The 16,901-nt window shown below is 72.6% G+C and carries 15 protein-coding genes; 2 read left to right on the top strand and 13 right to left on the bottom strand.

All coding sequences use genetic code 11. The annotated features are described in order from the left end of the window. Positions 1-6: 6 nt before the first annotated feature. The 10 genes from ACH4NX_RS00140 to ACH4NX_RS00095 form a co-directional block, all read right to left on the bottom strand. Positions 7-540 (bottom strand): GNAT family N-acetyltransferase, encoded by a 534-nt coding sequence (locus tag ACH4NX_RS00140; protein WP_351398616.1) that lies wholly within the window; start codon positions 538-540, stop codon positions 7-9. Next, positions 537-1,115 (bottom strand): helix-turn-helix domain-containing protein, encoded by a 579-nt coding sequence (locus ACH4NX_RS00135; protein WP_398127195.1) that lies wholly within the window; start codon positions 1,113-1,115, stop codon positions 537-539. The genes ACH4NX_RS00140 and ACH4NX_RS00135 overlap by 4 nt, the downstream gene beginning before the upstream one ends. A gap of 46 nt (positions 1,116-1,161) precedes the next feature. Next, a complete protein-coding gene (locus ACH4NX_RS00130) occupies positions 1,162-2,064 on the bottom strand; it encodes a LysR substrate-binding domain-containing protein (RefSeq protein ID WP_351398612.1) in 903 nt (300 codons plus the stop codon). 84 nt (positions 2,065-2,148) lie between these two features. Beyond that, entirely contained in the window at positions 2,149-3,342 is a 1,194-nt protein-coding gene (locus ACH4NX_RS00125; RefSeq protein WP_398127194.1) for a glycine C-acetyltransferase, read from the bottom strand. A 28-nt stretch (positions 3,343-3,370) separates the two neighbouring features. Next, the gene (tdh, locus tag ACH4NX_RS00120) at positions 3,371-4,399 is read right to left on the bottom strand and encodes an L-threonine 3-dehydrogenase (RefSeq protein WP_351398608.1); all 1,029 of its coding nucleotides are present in this window, start codon (positions 4,397-4,399) and stop codon (positions 3,371-3,373) included. A 184-nt stretch (positions 4,400-4,583) separates the two neighbouring features. Then, the gene (locus ACH4NX_RS00115) at positions 4,584-5,159 is read right to left on the bottom strand and encodes a GAF domain-containing protein (RefSeq protein WP_351398606.1); all 576 of its coding nucleotides are present in this window, start codon (positions 5,157-5,159) and stop codon (positions 4,584-4,586) included. A gap of 80 nt (positions 5,160-5,239) precedes the next feature. Next, entirely contained in the window at positions 5,240-5,890 is a 651-nt protein-coding gene (locus tag ACH4NX_RS00110; RefSeq protein WP_398127193.1) for a GTP-binding protein, read from the bottom strand. Continuing rightward, the gene (locus tag ACH4NX_RS00105; RefSeq protein ID WP_351398602.1) at positions 5,868-6,242 is read right to left on the bottom strand and encodes a DUF742 domain-containing protein; all 375 of its coding nucleotides are present in this window, start codon (positions 6,240-6,242) and stop codon (positions 5,868-5,870) included. The genes ACH4NX_RS00110 and ACH4NX_RS00105 overlap by 23 nt, the downstream gene beginning before the upstream one ends. A 2-nt stretch (positions 6,243-6,244) precedes the next feature. Beyond that, positions 6,245-6,679 carry a roadblock/LC7 domain-containing protein gene (locus ACH4NX_RS00100; RefSeq protein WP_398127192.1) on the bottom strand — a complete coding sequence of 145 codons (435 nt, stop codon included), beginning with the start codon at positions 6,677-6,679 and terminating at the stop codon, positions 6,245-6,247. A 95-nt stretch (positions 6,680-6,774) separates the two neighbouring features. Continuing rightward, entirely contained in the window at positions 6,775-8,658 is a 1,884-nt protein-coding gene (locus ACH4NX_RS00095; RefSeq protein WP_398127191.1) for an ATP-binding protein, read from the bottom strand. A gap of 485 nt (positions 8,659-9,143) precedes the next feature. Between ACH4NX_RS00095 and ACH4NX_RS00090 the strand changes: the two genes are divergently transcribed. Next, positions 9,144-10,649: an aldehyde dehydrogenase family protein gene (locus ACH4NX_RS00090; protein WP_351398596.1), complete on the top strand. Its 1,506-nt coding sequence runs from the start codon at positions 9,144-9,146 to the stop codon at positions 10,647-10,649. 26 nt (positions 10,650-10,675) lie between these two features. Here ACH4NX_RS00090 and ACH4NX_RS00085 read toward each other — a convergent pair whose 3' ends face one another. Continuing rightward, positions 10,676-11,302 carry a TetR/AcrR family transcriptional regulator gene (locus ACH4NX_RS00085; protein WP_351398594.1) on the bottom strand — a complete coding sequence of 209 codons (627 nt, stop codon included), beginning with the start codon at positions 11,300-11,302 and terminating at the stop codon, positions 10,676-10,678. Between the two features lie 162 nt (positions 11,303-11,464). On the opposite strand from ACH4NX_RS00085, the gene ACH4NX_RS00080 reads away from it, so the two are divergent. After that, positions 11,465-12,604 carry an acyl-CoA dehydrogenase family protein gene (locus ACH4NX_RS00080; protein ID WP_351398592.1) on the top strand — a complete coding sequence of 380 codons (1,140 nt, stop codon included), beginning with the start codon at positions 11,465-11,467 and terminating at the stop codon, positions 12,602-12,604. 78 nt (positions 12,605-12,682) lie between these two features. Here the strand turns inward: ACH4NX_RS00080 and ACH4NX_RS00075 are convergent, their stop codons facing one another. Continuing rightward, positions 12,683-14,515 (bottom strand): AMP-dependent synthetase/ligase, encoded by a 1,833-nt coding sequence (locus ACH4NX_RS00075; RefSeq protein ID WP_398127190.1) that lies wholly within the window; start codon positions 14,513-14,515, stop codon positions 12,683-12,685. A 138-nt stretch (positions 14,516-14,653) separates the two neighbouring features. Beyond that, entirely contained in the window at positions 14,654-16,852 is a 2,199-nt protein-coding gene (locus ACH4NX_RS00070) for a 3-hydroxyacyl-CoA dehydrogenase NAD-binding domain-containing protein (protein ID WP_398127189.1), read from the bottom strand. Positions 16,853-16,901: the final 49 nt, after the last annotated feature.

Below are 16,901 nucleotides of genomic sequence, written 5' to 3'. Positions count from 1 at the left end.
TGACAATCACCCGGCTGCGGTCAGGGCGCCGACCTGCTTGAAGTAGAGCGTCGTCGGCCGCAGTTCCCCGCCCGGGTCCGCCGCGTAGTCGGGGATCGTCCCGGCCCGGGTCCAGCCGGCGGAGCGGTAGAGGTGTTCGGCGGGACTGCCGGTCTCGGTGTCCAGGTGGAGCAGGGTGATGCCGGCCGCCACGGCTGCCTCCTCGGCGGTGGTCAGGAGCCTGCGGCCCAGGCCCCGGCCGCGGGCCGTGCGGGACACCATGAGTTTGACCAGCTCGGCGCGGTGGCGGCTGTTGGGCTTGTCCGGCAGGGCGAGGCTCACGGTCCCGGCCACCCTCTCCCCCTCGCACGCCACCCAGACGGCGAGCCGCCCGTCGGCCACGGCGGCGGCCCGCCCCCGCCACCAGGCGACGGCCTCCGCTCGGCCGAGCGGCGCGAGGAAGCCGACCGACGCGCCGGCCTCGACGGTCTCGGTCAGCAGGTCGGCCAGCTCTTCCAGGAGTCCGGTCAGCCGGCACTCGTCGACGCGGCTCACGGTCACGGCAGCACCACCGCCAGCGCGTAGCGCGCGTCCTGGGGCCCGGCGCAGCGGAACCTCGTGGGCCCCCACACCCGCATCCGCAGGCAGTCCCCGGTGCCGAGACGGTGCGCGACGTCCTGTGCCGTCACCTCCAGGGCTCCTTCCAGGACCCAGATGTGCTGTTCCAGGCCGGGGACGGGAGGCCGGTCGTAGGCGATGTCGGCGCCGGCGGTGAGCCGTCCCTCGACGAGTTCGCCGCGCAGGCCGGCGTGCGGCGGGGACACCGAGCGGCGCACGAACCCGGCGGACCGGTCCTCCCACAGCTGCTGCTCGGCGGCGCGTACCAGCAGCGCCGGTTCCGCCTCGACCTCGCTGAGCAGCCGGGACATGGTCCGTCCGTAGACCGCGCACAGGCGGTTCAGGAGGGAGGCGGTGGGGCTGGTCTCCGCCCGTTCGGCGCGGGACAGCGTGGAGCGGCTCACCCCGGTGCGTTCCGCCAGCTCCCCCAGTGACCAGCCGTGTTCCGCCCGCAGTTCGGCCAGCCGGGCGGCGAGCCGTACGTCCACGGGATCGGGAGCGTCATCCGTTTCTCTCATATCCGGGACGTTAGCCCGAATGTGAGACGGCCGGGTTACGGAAGTCTCACGTCCGGGCCGCGTCGTCGAGCGCGTCCAGCACCGGGCGGATCAGCGGGTGCTCCTCGGTGCCCCGGCGTACGGCCGCGAAGACGCGGCGGGTGGGCGCGACCCCGTCGACCGGACGGACGACCACGCCCGTGAGGTCCGTGCCGAGCAGCGCCGAACGCGGGACGAGCGCCACGCCGGCGTCCGCCGCGGCGAGGGACACCACCGCGCGGAAGTCGTCCGAGGAGTGTTCCAGGCGGGGCTGGAAACCGGCGTGCTCGCAGGCCAGGACCACCACCTCGTGGCACGGGTTGCCCGGGTAGGGGCCGATCCACGGGTCCTTGGCCAGCTCCGCGAGGGGCACCTCGTCGGCGTCGGCGAGGCGATGGGAGACCGGGACGACCGCGTCGAAGGGCTCGGCGTACAGCGGGACGTGGGTCAGACGCGGGTCGTCGGCGGGCGGCGCCCCCCGGTACTCGACGGCGACGGCCACGTCGACCTGCCGGTCCAGCACCATCGGCAGGCTGGCGTCGCCCTCGGCGTCCTGGACGCGGACGCTGATGCCGGGCGCCGACTCGGCGAGGCGGGCCAGGGCGGGCGCGACGACCAGGGCGATACCGGTCGCGAAGGAGGCGACCGTGACGGTGCCGGCCGCGCCCGAGCTGTACGCGGCGAGTTCCGCCTCCGCGCGTTCCAGCTGGGCGAGGACGGCGTTGGTGTGGCTGAGCAGGATCTCGCCGGCCGGGGTCAGCCGTACGCCCTTGGCGCCGCGCTCGACCAGGCGGTGGCCGGTCTCCTGCTCCAGGGCGGCCAGCTGCTGGGAGACCGCCGACGGAGTGAGGTACAGCGCGGCGGCAGCCGCCGTCACGGTGCGGTGGTCCGCCACCGCTCGGAGGATGTGCAGCCGCCGCGCTTCGATCACGGGATCGATTCTCTCACCCGCCGCACCCGCCACACCCGCCGCGTGGCCGCGGGTCAGACCCGCGTCAGGGCGTCCGGGCCCAGCTCAGGCGTCCAGTTCCGCGCGCGCCGCCACGAACGCGTCCACCGCGCGGTTCACGTCCTCGGTCGAGTGCGCGGCGGACAGCTGGACGCGGATGCGGGCCTGGCCCTGGGGCACGACCGGGTAGGAGAAGCCGATCACGTACACCCCGCGCTCCAGCAGCAGCTCGGCCAGACGGCCCGCCCTCGACGCGTCGCCGATCATCACCGGCGCGATGGCGTGGTCGCCGGGGAGGATGTCGAAGCCCTCCTCGGTCATCCGGCGGCGGAACAGGGCGGTGTTGTCGGCGAGCCGTACGCGCAGGTCGTCGGCCGACTCCAGCAGGTCGAGGACCTTGAGGGAGGCGGCGGCGATCACCGGGGCGAGGGTGTTGGAGAAGAGGTACGGCCTCGAGCGCTGGCGCAGCAGGGCGACGATCTCGGCGCGGGCGGCGACGTAGCCGCCGGACGCGCCGCCCAGCGCCTTGCCGAGGGTGCCGGTGATGATGTCGACGCGGTCCATGACGCCGTGCAGCTCGGGGGTGCCGCGTCCGCCGGGGCCGACGAAGCCGACGGCGTGCGAGTCGTCGACCATGACCATGGCACCGTAGCGGTCGGCGAGGTCGCAGATCTCGGCGAGCGGGGCGACGTAGCCGTCCATGGAGAAGACGCCGTCGGTGACGATCAGCTTGCGGCGGGCGTCACCGGCGGCCTTGAGCTGAGCCTCCAGGTCGGCCAGGTCGCGGTTGGCGTAGCGGAAGCGCTGGGCCTTGCTGAGCCGGATGCCGTCGATGATCGAGGCGTGGTTGAGGGCGTCGGATATCACCGCGTCCTCGGGGCCGAGGAGGGTCTCGAAGACGCCTCCGTTGGCGTCGAAGCAGGAGGAGTAGAGGATCGTGTCCTCCTGGCCGAGGAACGCGGAGAGCCGGGCCTCCAGTTCCTTGTGGACCTCCTGGGTGCCGCAGATGAAGCGTACGGAGGCCATGCCGTAGCCCCAGCGGTCCAGCGCCTCGTGGGCGGCGGCGACGACCTCGGGGTGGTCGGCGAGGCCGAGGTAGTTGTTGGCGCAGAAGTTGAGGACCTCGCCGGGACGGCCGCCGGCGGTGACGCTCACGGTCGCGGACTGCGGGGTGCCGATCACTCGCTCGGGCTTGTGCAGGCCGGCGGCGCGGATCTCGTCGAGGGTGGCGCGCAGGTCGTCGCGCACGGAGTCGAACATTTCAAAGCTCCTGGAAGAGGCGGATGACTTACGCGGTCCAGTCGAGGATGACCTTGCCGCCCTTGCCGCTCGCGGCGTCGGCGAAGGCGGCTTCGAAGTCGTGGTGGGAGTAGCGGCCGGTGATCACGGGGGCGAGGTCGAGACCGCCTTCCAGCAGCACCGACATGGCGTACCAGGTCTCGAACATCTCGCGGCCGTAGATGCCCTTCACCGTGATCATCGAGGTGACGATCCGGGCCCAGTCGACCGGGAACTCCTCGGCGGGCAGGCCGAGCATCGCGATCCGGCCGCCGTGCGTCATGTTGGCGATCATGTCGCGCATGGCCTCGGGACGGCCGGACATCTCCAGCCCGATGTCGAAGCCCTCGCGCAGGCCCAGCTCGCGCTGCCCGTCGGAGATGGTCGCCTTCGACACGTTGAGGGCGAGGCTCACGCCGACCTTGAGGGCAAGGTCCAGGCGTTCCTCGCTCACGTCGGTGATCACGACGTTGCGCGCACCGGCGTGCCGGGCCACGGCGGCGGCCATCAGGCCGATCGGTCCGGCGCCGGTGATGAGGACGTCCTCGCCGACCAGCGGGAAGGACAGGGCGGTGTGCACGGCGTTGCCGAACGGGTCGAAGATCGCGGCGACGTCGAGGTCGACGGGGACGCGGTGCACCCAGACGTTGGCGGCGGGCAGGGCGACGTACTCGGCGAACGCGCCGTCCCGGCCGACGCCGAGGCCGACCGTGGCGCGGCACAGGTGGCGGCGTCCGGCCTGGCAGTTGCGGCACTTGCCGCAGACCAGGTGCCCTTCGCCGCTGACCCGGTCGCCGGCCTTGATGTCGGTGACGTCCCGCCCGGTGTCGACGACCTCGCCGACGAACTCGTGCCCGACGACGAGCGGGGTGCGGATGGCCTGCTGGGCCCAGCCGTCCCAGGCGCGAATGTGCAGGTCGGTGCCGCAGATGCCGGTGCGCAGCACCTTGATGAGGACGTCACCGGGTCCGATGACGGGCTCGGGGACGTCGGCGAGCCACAGTCCGGGCTCCGCCTTCTCCTTGACCAGCGCCTTCAACGCGACGGCTCCTGACGGTGAGGGGTCCCGGCGCCGGGCATGCCGAAGCAGCCCGCTTCCGGGGTGGGCAGGGGAATCGCACAGCAATCTGCCGTACGACACCGCCCCTGGTCCATCGAGCCTTTCTTAAGCCCGGCCGCAGCTTTCCTTCACGCCGCCCGGAACGCGGCGGCCGGCCCGCGGCTCACAGGGGCAGCCCGTCCTCCGCGCTGCGTTCGATGCGCCGTACGAGGTCGGTGGCGGCCGACTTGATCGTCGCCAGGCCCGCCGTCCCCCACGTCCGGGGCCGTACGTCGGCCGCGGACACCGTGCCCAGGACCGTCCCCGTGCTGTCGATGAGCGGGGCGCCGAGGTAGGAGCGGATGCCGAACTCGTCGACGACCGGGTTGCCGGCGAAGCGCGGGTAGTCGCGCACGTCCTCCAGGACCAGCGCCTTGCGCCGGACCACCACGTGCGGGCAGAAGCCGTGGTCCCGGGGCTGGACGCGGCCGAACACCGGGCAGGTGCCGTCCCCGCGCGTCGCGGGCGGGGTCTCGGGCACCCACAGGCCCGCGAAGAACTGCCCGCCCTCGACCAGGAAGTTGACCATCGCGTACGACGACTCGGCGAGTCGGGCGAGATGGCCCGCGAAGGCGTCGAGGGCGGGGTCCGGGCGTTGCGCCAGACCGAGCCTGCGCAGTCGGCGCACCCGGGCGGGGGCCTCCCGGTCCTCGGGGGTGAGCAGCAGACGTCCGACCGGGCGCGGCGGGTCGTAGCTCATGGGCGGGCTCCGTCGCTGTGGGCGTACGTCATGTGCGGCTCCGTGGCGGTGTGGGTGGGGATCACCTGGGCATGCTGGCATCACCGGTGGGCGCCGTACCCCGTCGTGGGGGCCGGTGTGTGGGCGATGAGGTGGCGTACGAGGGTCAGCAGGGTCTGTACGCCGGAACTGGAGATACGGGCGTCGCAGCGCACGATGGGCACCTCGGGATGGAGGTCCATGGCGGCGCGCACCTCCTCGGGGTCGTAGCGGTACGAGCCGTCGAACTCGTTGATCGCGACGACGAAGCCGAGTCCGCGCTCCTCGAAGAAGTCGACGGCGGCGAAGGACTCCTCGAGGCGGCGGGTGTCGGCGATGATCACGGCGCCGAGCGCGCCCTCGCACAGCTCGTCCCACATGAACCAGAAGCGTTCCTGGCCGGGCGTTCCGAACAGGTACAGCACGTGTTGCGGGTCGAGGGTGAGGCGGCCGAAGTCCATGGCCACGGTTGTTTCGAGTTTGTTCTCGATTCCGTCGAGGTTGTCGGTCGCGGCACTGACGGTGGTGAGCAGTTCCTCCGTGCTCAGCGGTGCGATCTCGCTGACCGCGCCGACGAAGGTCGTCTTGCCCACTCCGAACCCGCCCGCCACGAGGATCTTGAGCGCGGTGGGGAAGGGGTCGGTGGTGTCGTGGCCGGGGCCCGGGACGGGTCCGTGGCCGTGGCCGTAGTCAGAGCTGTCGTCGTAGTCCATCGAGCACTGCCTCCAGAAGGGCCCGGTCCGTGGGGTCGTGGTGGAACGAGGCGGGGGGTTTGGTGGTCAGCGCGCCGCAGTCCACGAGGTCCGACAGCAGCACCTTGGTGACTGCCACCGGAAGCCTCAGGCGAGCGGCGAGCTCGGCGACCGGGAGAGGCGCCCGGCACAGGTCGAGTGCCTGCGCGTGCTCGGGACCGAGGTAGCCGAGGGGGGTCGCCCCCGTGGCCATCACCTGGGACATCAGGTCGAGCGCGACGGTGGGCCGGGTACGGCCGTTGCTCACGGTGAAAGGGCGCACCAGCCGTCCGGCCGCGTCGTCGAGCCAGGGCCCGTCGCCGGCCGCGGCCACCCTCAAGGCCTCATCGCCGGGGGTTCGACGGCGTACTGCCGGGGTGCGGTGACCAGATACGGGCGGACGCTCTTGACCAGCATCGCCATCTCGTAGCCGAGTACGGCCGCGTCGGCCTCGCGGCCGGCCAGCACGGCGAGGCAGGTGCCGGAACCGGCGGTGGTGACGAACAGCAGGGTCGAGTCGAGCTCGACGACGACCTGCCGTACGTCGCCGCCGTCGCCGAAGCGGACGCCGGCGCTGCGACCGAGGGAGTAGAGGCCGGAGGCCAGGGCCGCCATGTGGTCGGCGCTGTCGGCGTCGAGCCCGTGCACGGACTTCACCAGTCCGTCGCAGGACAGGAGCACCGCGCTGGACGTGTGCGGCACGCGCTGCACGAGGCCGCTCATCAGCCAGTCGAGGTCGGATACATGGCCGGTCGGCGCGTCGCTCGCCATGGTGGATCGACTCCTTGGGGTACGAAGATCTGCGGGAGCGCTGGTCGTGGTGGTGGGGGTGGAGGAGGTGGGGGTGGGAGTGGTCGCGGGGGTGGTCATCCGGACGGATCCCTGTGGGTCGGCTCCATGTGCGGTTCCACCATGTGGGCCGGCGCCGTATGGGCCGGCGCCCCTTGGGTCGGCACTGTGTAGGCCGGCTCCATGTGTGTCGACTCCCTGTGCTGCTGGGCCTCCGCGAGGCCGATGCCACGTTGGAAGGCCGCCATCAGTCCGGGGTCGTGGCCGGCGTACTGCTCGGACTCCTGGCGCGGTGCGGGGCCGCCGCGCAGCTGGGGGGCGATGTGCTCCTGGGCGCGGCGGCGGGGCAGTTGGGGCTTGCCCATGGTGCCGCGCACCGCGCTGTGGCGCGGGACGGGCGGGGCGGTCGCGTGCTCGGCGAGAGCGTCCCGGTCCTCGGGCCGGACACCGGGCACGGCGGCGGCCGGGGTGGGCCGGTCCCGGTGGGTGCCGCGCACGGGCAGCGGCGCGGGTCCGTCGCTGTCGGCCCTGCGGACCACGACCGGCGCGGGCGTCGTGGAGGCGGGAGGGACGGAGACCGGAGGGACGGAGGCGGGAGTTGCCGAGACGGGAACCGGCGCGGGTGCCGGCGCGGCGGGGGCCGCCGGCACCACCGTGGCCGTGGGCCTCGGCTGCTGTCCGGACGGCGGTACGGGCACCGGCTCGGTCGCGGTGACCTCCGCCGCCCCCGCCGCGCCTTCGGGGAGGGCGCCCGGCTCCGCACCCAACAGGGCCTGCGGGATGACCAGTACGGCCTGGACACCGCCGTAGATGTTGCCCTGCAGGCGGACGGTGATGCCGTGTCGCTTGGCGAGCTGGGAGACGACGTACAGCCCGATGCGGCCGTCCGCGAGCAGGCGGGCGACGTTGACCTGGTCGGGGTCGGCGAGCAGGGCGTTCATCCGGCTCTGCTCACCGACGGGCATGCCGAGTCCGCGGTCCTCGACCTCGACGGCGAGGCCCGAGGTGACGAGGTTGGCGCGCATCAGCACCTGGGTCTGCGGGGCGGAGAACAGGGTGGCGTTCTCGACGAGTTCGGCCAGCAGGTGGATGACGTCGGCGACGGCGTGGCCGCGCAGGGTGCCGTCGATCGGCGGTACCAGCCGGACCCGCGAGTACTGCTCGACCTCGGCGATGGCCGAGCGGAGCACCTCCGTCATGTCGACGGGGTTGCTCCACTGGCGGCGGGAGACGGCGCCGCCGAGCACGGCGAGGTTCTCCGCGTGCCGGCGGATGCGGGTGGCGAGGTGGTCGACGTGGAAGAGGCCCTTGAGGAGGTCGGGGTCCTCGATCTCGTTCTCCAGCTCGTCCAGGATGGAGATCTCCCGGTGCACCAGGGACTGCAGGCGCCGGGCGAGGTTGACGAAGACCTCCAGTTTCTGTTCGCTGCCCGCCTGGCTGGAGAGCTGGGCGGCCCGGACGACGGCGGTGACGGCGCCGTCGTGGGCGCGGGACAGGTCGGCGGCGAGCAGTTCGAAGTCGTCGGCGTCGTCCGGCGGTCCGCCGCGCGGCTTGCGCGGAGCCGGGTTCTCGCCGCGGCGCAACGCCTCGACCACGGCGCGCAGATCACCCTCTCCGCGCGCGGTGCTGCGCCGCAGTGCGCCGACGCGGTCGTGTACGGAGCGCGCGGCGCGGTCGGCGGCGACGGCGGCGATGACGACCGCCGCGAGGGTGACCGAGACCGCGCCGGCGAGCACGACCCACAGCACGAGGCCGGGCCGCGCGCCGGTGGAGCGGATGGTGAACAGGACGACCGCGCAGGCGCTGAGGGCGACCGCGACGGGCGGCAGCACGGCGAGACGCAGGAGTTGGGGCCGTATGTGGGTCTCGGGCAGCGCGGGGGCGGTCCGGGAGGCCGGCCGGCCGTGCCGCCCGCCCTCGCGGCGGTCTGCTCGCGCGGCCGGGGCGCGGAGGTGAGACATCGGGGTCCTCGTACTGGTCCGTTGGTCCGTAGGGCCCGGATCGGGCCCTGGTGCTCGCGCGTGGTGGCGGATGCCACGCGGACACGTGACGCCACGCGGGCACGCGTCATCGCGGTGTCGGCCGAACGGCCCGGCGGTTCTGAACCGGTCCCGCGTCGCCCAACGGACACTGACAGTAGTCGTCTACGCATCCTGTGCGAGGGGCAGTTGCCAAAGTCCCTCGGACAACGTCCCGCTCTGGTATGAGCCTTCGTACGACAGCCCGATAACCCGGCGAAACTTCCGTTCCAGAAGAACCATGGCCCGGTCGGATCCGATCAGAATCGGTCACCGTGCGTGACGTCCCCCGCGCCGCACCCCCGGGCGGGCGCGAAAGAGCCGCCGCGGCGCGCGGCACCCTCCCCGTCCGTCCGGAGCGACGGGAGTCTTGACGCGGTCGTGAAACAAGTAAATAGTTTTTGTATCTTCGACTCGCAGGGGACCCGATGACCGAGACCGCCCCGGACGCCGCACCGCGCACCGCGACGTTCACCACCCGTTCCCCGGCGACCGGCGAGCCGCTCGCCGAGCACCCGGTGGACGGTCCCGAGCAGATCGCCCGTGCCGTGGCCGGTGCCCGCAGGGTCCAGGCGGAGTGGGCCGCGTTGCCCGCGGGCCGGCGCCGTGACCATCTGCTGCGCTGGAAGCGGGCCCTCGCCGCCGATCTGCACACCGTCGCCCGGACCGTCTCCGAGGAGACCGGCAAGCCGGCCGAAGACGCCGCGCTGGAGGTCGTCCTCACGCTGGAGCACCTGGCCTGGGCCGCCCGCCACGCCGACCGCGCGCTGCGCCGACGGCGGGTGCGCACCGGGCTGTTCACCGTCCACCAGCGGGCCTCGCTGGTGCACCGGCCACTGGGGGTGGTGGGCGTGATCGGCCCGTGGAACTACCCCTGCTACACCCCGATGGGCTCCGTCGGATACGCCCTGGCGGCCGGGAACGCCGTGGTCCTCAAGCCGTCCGAGCTGACCCCGGGCACCGGTGTCCTGCTCGCCGAGCTGTTCGACGCGGCCGTGCCCGCACACGCCGGGCTGCTCACCACCGTCACCGGTGCCGCGGCCACCGGGGAGGCACTGGCCCGCTCCGGGGTCGACAAGCTGGCTTTCACCGGATCGCCCGGGACGGCGCGCAAGGTGATGGCGGTGTGCGCCGAGACGCTGACGCCGTTCCTCGCCGAGTGCGGCGGGAAGGACGCCGTGATCGTCACCGCGGACGCGGACCTGGACGCCGCCGCCGACGCGATCGTGTGGGGCGCGCTGAGCAACGCCGGACAGACCTGCGCGGGTGTGGAGCGCGTCTACGCCGTGCGCGAGGTCCACGCGGCGCTGTGCGAACGGGTGGTGAAGCGCGCCGGTGAACTGCGTCCGGGTGCCGGGAGCGACGCGGCCTACGGGCCGATGACCCTGGCGAGCCAGATCGGGACCGTCGAGCGGCATGTGACCGCGGCGGTGTCGTCGGGCGCGCGGGCCCTGCTGGGCGGGCCCGAGTCGGTCCGGGCGCCGTACGTCGCGCCCGTCGTCCTCGCCGACGTCCCGGAGGACTCGGCCGCCATGACGGAGGAGACGTTCGGACCGGTCGTCGCCGTCAACGCGGTGGCCGACGTGGACGAGGCGGTGGCCCGCGCCAACGACTCCCGGTACGCGCTGGGAGCCGCGGTGTTCTGCCACGACCGGCGTGCCGGGGCCGCGATCGCGGCGCGACTGCGCGCGGGGGCGGTGTCGGTGAACTCGGTGCTGGGCTTCGCGGCCGTGCCGGCGCTGCCGTTCGGCGGTTCGCGGGACTCCGGCTTCGGGCGGATACACGGCGAGGAGGGGCTGCGGGCCTTCACCTCCGTACAGTCGACGACCGTGCAGCGCTTCACCCCGCCGGTCGCGCTGACCTCCTTCGAGGTACCGGCCGCCGCCCGGGAGCGCGCGGTGCGGCTGGCCCGGACACTGCACCTGCGGCACTGAACCGGCGCGAGGGCCCCGCCGGCCGGTCAGGCGTTCAGCAGGGGGGCCAGGTAGCGGCGGGCGAAGGCCCGGGCCTGGTCCTCGTCCTCCATCTCGATGCAGCTGGCCGGGTTGAGCAGGAAGGAGACGGCCACCCGCACCATGAGCTCGGCGACCGGCCGCGGGTCCTCGTCACGGCGGCCCTCGTCCTGCTGCGCACGGCGCAGATGAGCCGTCAGGTACTCGACGGTGGCGGAGAGCGAGGAGCCGCCGTGCACGGTCAGATAGGGCAGCACCACCTCGGGCTCCAGGCGCAGCAGGCCCCCGAAGAGCGGATGCGCTCGGGTGTGGCGCAGGGCGACCACGAACCCCTCGACGACCCGTTCCTCCATGGTCGGCAACGAGGCCACCGCCGCGTCCAGCCGCTGGAAGAACCGGCTGTTCTCGCGCAGCAGGGTCTGCTCGACCAGCTTGTCCTTGTTCTGGAAGCGCCGGTAGACGGTGACCCGGGAGACGCCGGCCCGTTTGGCGACGTCGTCCACGGAGGAGCGGCGCAGGCCGAAGACGGTGAACTGCTCCAGCGCGGCGTCGAGGATGCGCCGTGCCGTCGGGTCGTCCGTCTCCGGCCGGGCGGATGGCCGGGCGGGCAGCGAATCGTTCGCGTCGGTCTTCATGACGTCGTTCACGATACCTGGCACACTTCCCCAAGAGACTCTGAAACAACTACCATATCTTTGTAACATCGATCTTCGTGGCATCGCTTACTCGCCCGACCCCACCGGAGCCGGCGTACCCGGCCGAGCCGGAGTCCGGCGTCCAGACCCCTGGAGGACCTGATGGGCAGTCGCCTCACCGCAGAGCAGTCCGCGTTCGTCGCGGCCGTCAGAGATTTCGCCAAGCGCGAGTGCGGCACCCGGGAGCAGCGGGACGCGCTGACCGCGGGCGGTCGCGAGGCGCACCATCCGGGGCTGTACGGCAGGCTCGCCGACCTGGGCTGGCTCGGGGTGTGCCTGCCCGAGGAGCACGGTGGTTCCGGCGGCGGGCTGGCCGACGCCTGCCTGTTCCTGGAGGAGACCTCCTACGGGATGGTCCCGGCCGGCGGTTTCATCACCACCGTCATCGCCGCGAAGGCATACGAACGGTTCGGCACCGAACAACAGCGGCACGACGTGCTGCCGGGCGCCGTGGGCGGCGACGTCCTGTCCATCGCCATGTCGGAGCCGGGGGCCGGTTCGGACGTCGGCGCGCTGCGCTGCCGGGCCACGCGGGCGGCGGACGGCAGTTGGGTGATCGAGGGGCAGAAGACCTGGATCTCCAACGCGCACTGCGCGAAGAGCATTCTGCTGGTGGCCCGCACCGGTGAGGACAAGCACGGCGGGCTGACCATGTTCCACCTGCCCGCCGACGCGCCTGGCGTGGAGGTGCGGGGCATCGAGACCATGGGCGGCCGGGAGGTGAACGACGTGTTCCTCACCGGCGTCCGGCTGCCCGCCGACGCGGTGGTGGGCGAGGTGAACGACGGCTGGCGGCAGTTGATGGCCGGACTGAACTACGAGCGGCTCTTCCTGGCCTCGAACATGCTGGGCCTGGCGCGCCGGATCTTCGACGACGCCCTCGCCTACGTCCGCGAACGTGAGCAGTTCGGGCGGCCCGTCGGCTCCTTCCAGGCACTGCGGCACCGGGTGGCCGACCTCGCCACCGAGATCGAGTGCACCCGGCTGCTGGTGCGCGAGGTGGCCCTGGACTGCGACGCGCAGCCGGACAAGCTGTTCCCGCGGGAGGCGTCCATGGCCAAGCTGAAGGCCACCGAGATCGCCAAGAGGGCCGCCCTGGAGGGCATGCAGATGATGGGCGGCTACGGCTACACCACCGAGTTCGACATGGAGCGCCACCTGCGGGCCGCGGTCGTCTCCACGGTCTACGGCGGGACCAGCGAGATCCAGCGGGACGTGATCGGCAAGTCCTACGGTCTCTGATGCGGCCCACGCGAGTCGGCCGCCCCTCCCCGGTCGGAGGGGCGGCCGCTTTCCCCGCGCGCGAAGCGCGGGCCCGTCTCAGTCCCGGTAGAGCCCGGCCAGCGCGTCGGCGTACTTGTCCCCGATGACCCGGCGCCGCATCTTCAGCGAGGGTGTCAGCTCGCCGGTCGCCGGGCCCCACTCCTCGGAGAGCAGTTCGTACCGCTTGACCTGCTCGGTGTGGTTGAGCCGGGAGTTGGCGGCGGCCACCGCGCGCTCCACCTCGGCCCGCACGGCCGGGTGCCGCACCAGCCCGGCGACCGTGCCGTCCGCCTCGACGCCCCGGGCCGCGGCCCAGGCGGGGGCGGCCTCCGCGTCGAGCACCAGCAGGGCGACGAGGTAGGAGCGCCGGTCGCCGTGCACCAGTGCCTGGCCGATCAGGGGATGCTGCTTGAGCGCGTTCTCCACCAGGGCCGGCGAGACGTTCTTGCCGGTCGAAGTGATGATCATCTCCTTCTTCCGGTCGGTGAGCCAGAGATAGCCGTCCTCGTCCGTCCGGCCGATGTCGCCGGTGGCCAGCCAGCCGTCGTCGTCCAGGGCCGAACGCACCGATCCGTCCGGCTGGAGGTAGCCGGAGAACACCGACTCGCCTCGCACCTCGATCTCGCCGTCCGCGGCGAGCCGGACCTCCACGGACTCCACGGGGCGTCCCACCGAGCCGATCCGGAAACCGGTCCGCGGGCTGTTGGTGGTGGCCACGCCGGTGGTCTCGGTCAGCCCCCAGGCATCCATGATCACGATGCCGAAACCGGCCCAGAAGTCCACCACGTCGACCGGCATGGGCGCCGACGCGCTGGCCGCCCAGGTCACCCGGTCCAGTCCGCCCGCGGCCAGCAGCGGCAGCAGGACCTCCTTGCGGGCACGGGCGTAGCGCTCCTCCAGCTCGGCGGGCGGAGTCTCCCCCCGCTCGCGGTACCCGACGTGCTCGCGGGCCACCGCGGACGCCGCGTCGATGACCTCCCGCTGCTCGGCCGGCATCAGGGAGAGGACGGCCCGCACGGCGGCGCACAGCTTCTCCCAGATCCGCGGCACGCCGAAGAACTGCGCGGGGCGCACCTTGCGCACGACCGTGCCCACACCCGCGGGGTCGGCGCAGAGGTGGACGTGCGAGGCCCGGTGGCAGGGCAGGTAGATGCCCAGCATCCGTTCGGCGATATGGGCGAACGGCAGGTAGCAGATGTGCTCGACGTGCGGCGGCAGTTCCACCACGGCGTCCAGCGCAAGGGCGTTGGCCATGACCTGGCGGTGGGTGAGAACGACGCCCTTGGGTTCCCCGGTGGTGCCGGAGGTGTAGACGACGGTCAGCGGGTCCTCGGGGCTCGCGGCGTCCAGCTCCTTGGCGAAGCCCTCCGGTGCCGGCTCCCGGAGCAGGGCGGCGTACGAGCGGTGGTCGCGCTCGGCGCCTGCCTCGGCCACCACCAGCCGGGCCAGCGGGGTGTCGGCGTCGGTCAGCAGCGGCTCCCACACCTCCACCTGTGCCGCACCCTCCACCACGGCGACCCGGGCTCGGCAGTTGCGGGCGATGTGGGTGAACTGCTCGGGCGCCGCGGTGCCGTAGACGCTCACCGGAACGGCACCGAGACGGACGAGGGCCAGGTCGGACAGCCAGTGTTCGGGCCGGTTGGCCATCATCATCAGCACGTGGTCGCCGCGGCCGACGCCGAGCGCCGCGTACCCGGCGGCCAGGCGCTCGGTGTGCTCGTGGATCTCCGCCCAGGTGAGCGTCGTCCAGTCACCCTCCCCGTCCGCCCGCTGCCAGGAGAGGCCGGGGAGCCCGGGATACTCGTGGGCGTTGCGGGCCAGCAGCTGCGGCAGCGTGCGGTCGGCCGGGGCGTCGGGCAGTTGGCCGGTGGTACGGGGCGCTGATGTCATCGGGGCCTCCTTGCGGGTCGGATGGGAACGTCCGGGGAGACCGGGGCGGTGGGGGCGCCCCGGCAGGCGTGCCGGGAGGTGCGCGGCGCAAGTGCGCGACGGAAACGCGCGATAAAGACGCGAGGGACCGCCGGGGGATCAGGAGAGGGATCGGTCGTCGGTGAAGACCTCCCCCTTGTCCGCCTTCTCCACCAGCAGGCCGGGCGGGGTGAAGCGCTCGCCGTAGCGGTCGGCGAGCTCCCGCGCGCGGGCCACGAAGCCGGGCAGACCCCCCTCGTAGCCGTTGATGTACTGCAGGACGCCGCCGGTCCAGCCCGGGAAACCGATACCGAGGATCGAGCCGATGTTCGCGTCGGCGACGGACGTCAGCACGCCCTCCTCCAGGCAGCGCACCGAGTCCAGCGCTTCCACGAAGAGCATCCGCTCCACCAACTCGGCCGGCTCGGCCGGCTGCTTCGCGGGGTCCGTGAAGTGCTCGCGCAGTCCCGGCCACAGCCCCGCCCGCCTGCCGTCGTCCCCGTACTCGTAGAACCCGGCGCCGCCACTGCGCCCCGGGCGCCCGAACTCGTCGACCATGCGGTCCACGACGACGTCCGCCGGATGCGCGGTCCAGGTACCGCCCGCCTCCTCCACCGCCCGCCTGGTCTCCTCACGGATCTTCCGGGGCAGCGTGAGCGTCAGCTCGTCCATCAGGCTGAGGACCCTGGCCGGGTAGCCCGCCTGGGCCGCCGCCTGCTCGACGGAGGCGGGCTCGACGCCCTCGCCGACCATGGCCACGCCCTCGTTGATGAAGTGGCCGATGACCCGGGAGGTGAAGAAGCCGCGCGAGTCGTTGACGACGATCGGCGTCTTGTTGATCTGCCGGACCAGATCGAAGGCGCGCGCCAGCGCCTCGTCGCCCGTCCGCTCACCCTTGATGATCTCGACCAGTGGCATCCTGTCGACGGGCGAGAAGAAGTGGAGCCCGATGAAGTCCGCCTGCCGCTCGACGCCCTCGGCCAGCGCGGTGATGGGAAGCGTGGAGGTGTTGGAGCACAGCAGCGCGTCGGGGGCGACGACGGCCTGGATGTCCTGGAACACCTTGTGCTTGAGCGCGGTGTCCTCGAAGACCGCCTCGATGACCGCGTCACAACCCGCCAGGTCGCCCACCTCGGCCGTCGGCGTGATCCGCGCCAGCAACGCGTCCGCCTTCTCCCGCGTCGTACCGCCCTTGGCCACCGCCTTGGCACACAGCTTCTCGGAATAGCCCTTGCCCTTGACGGCCGACTCCAGCGCGACATCCTTCAGGACGACGTCGATGCCCGCACGAGCACACGAGTACGCGATACCCGCACCCATCATCCCGGCGCCCAGCACAGCCACCTTGCGGACCGTCCGCGGCTCGGCACCCTCGGGGCGGCTGACACCCGAGTTGACCGCCTGGAGGTCGAAGAAGAACGCCTGGATCATGTTCTTGGTGATCTGCCCGGTGACGAGTTCCGTCAGGTAGCGGGCTTCCACGACGAAGGCCGTGTCCAGGTCGACCTGGACGCTCTCCACGGCCGCCGCGAGGATGTTGCGTGGTGCGGGGCAGGGGGCGCCGCCCGTCTGCTTCTTCAGCAACGCGGGGAAGGCCGGGAGCTGGGCGGCGAGCTTCGGGTTCGAGGGTGTGCCGCCGGGGATGCGGTAGCCGGGCCTGTCCCAGGGCTGGGCCGACACCGGGTTGGCGTCCACGAACGCACGTGCTCTGGCGAGCAGTTCGGCCCGGTCGGCGGCGATCTCGTCGACCAGGCCGGCTTCCAGGGCGCGGGCCGGACCGTACTGGGTGCCTTCCAGGAGGACCTTCCGCAGGGCGTCGGCGACCCCGAACATCCGCACCGTGCGGGTCACTCCCCCGCCTCCGGGCAGCAGGCCCAGGGTGACTTCGGGAAGCCCGACGCGGGCGGCCGGGGTGTCCAGTACCACACGGTGGTGGCAGGCCAGGGCGATCTCGTAACCGCCGCCCAGGGCCGCGCCGTTGATCGCGGCGACGACCGGCTTGCCCAGGGTCTCCAGGACGCGCAGCGAGCGTTTGACCCGCATGCCGGCCTCGAAGGACTCCTGCGCGGTCCCGGGGGTGACGGAGATCAGGTCGCGCAGGTCGCCGCCGGCGAAGAAGCTCTTCTTGGCGGAGGCGACGATGACGCCCCGGATGTCGTCGCGGCGTCGCGCGAGCCGCGCCGCGACGGCGTCCAGCGAGTCGATGAACGCGGCGTTCATGGTGTTGGCGGACTGGCTCGGATCGTCCAGTAGGAGGGTGACGACGTGGTCCTCGGACTCTTCCCAGCGGATCGTCGAGGGGCGTGCGGTGGTGTCCATGGCCGAGGTCTCCCGTGTCGGCGGCGGGCTGCTGAGGTGGGGGGCGGGA

Origin of the sequence: Streptomyces sp. NPDC017225 (genome assembly GCF_044331465.1) — a bacterium.
In the GTDB taxonomy this organism is placed as follows: Bacteria; Actinomycetota; Actinomycetes; order Streptomycetales; family Streptomycetaceae; genus Streptomyces.
The sequence above is the reverse complement of the archived record's forward strand: the minus strand, read 5'-3'. Positions and strand labels throughout refer to the sequence as shown.

Coding starts and splice junctions, on each gene's coding strand:
- ACH4NX_RS00135 (WP_398127195.1), bottom strand. CDS start 1,115: ATGAGAGAAACGGATGACGCTCCCGATCCCGTGGACGTACGGCTCGCC.
- ACH4NX_RS00125 (WP_398127194.1), bottom strand. CDS start 3,342: ATGTTCGACTCCGTGCGCGACGACCTGCGCGCCACCCTCGACGAGATC.
- ACH4NX_RS00115 (WP_351398606.1), bottom strand. CDS start 5,159: ATGAGCTACGACCCGCCGCGCCCGGTCGGACGTCTGCTGCTCACCCCC.
- ACH4NX_RS00110 (WP_398127193.1), bottom strand. CDS start 5,890: ATGGACTACGACGACAGCTCTGACTACGGCCACGGCCACGGACCCGTC.
- ACH4NX_RS00100 (WP_398127192.1), bottom strand. CDS start 6,679: ATGGCGAGCGACGCGCCGACCGGCCATGTATCCGACCTCGACTGGCTG.
- ACH4NX_RS00095 (WP_398127191.1), bottom strand. CDS start 8,658: ATGTCTCACCTCCGCGCCCCGGCCGCGCGAGCAGACCGCCGCGAGGGC.
- ACH4NX_RS00090 (WP_351398596.1), top strand. CDS start 9,144: ATGACCGAGACCGCCCCGGACGCCGCACCGCGCACCGCGACGTTCACC.
- ACH4NX_RS00085 (WP_351398594.1), bottom strand. CDS start 11,302: ATGAAGACCGACGCGAACGATTCGCTGCCCGCCCGGCCATCCGCCCGG.
- ACH4NX_RS00080 (WP_351398592.1), top strand. CDS start 11,465: ATGGGCAGTCGCCTCACCGCAGAGCAGTCCGCGTTCGTCGCGGCCGTC.
- ACH4NX_RS00075 (WP_398127190.1), bottom strand. CDS start 14,515: ATGACATCAGCGCCCCGTACCACCGGCCAACTGCCCGACGCCCCGGCC.
- ACH4NX_RS00070 (WP_398127189.1), bottom strand. CDS start 16,852: ATGGACACCACCGCACGCCCCTCGACGATCCGCTGGGAAGAGTCCGAG.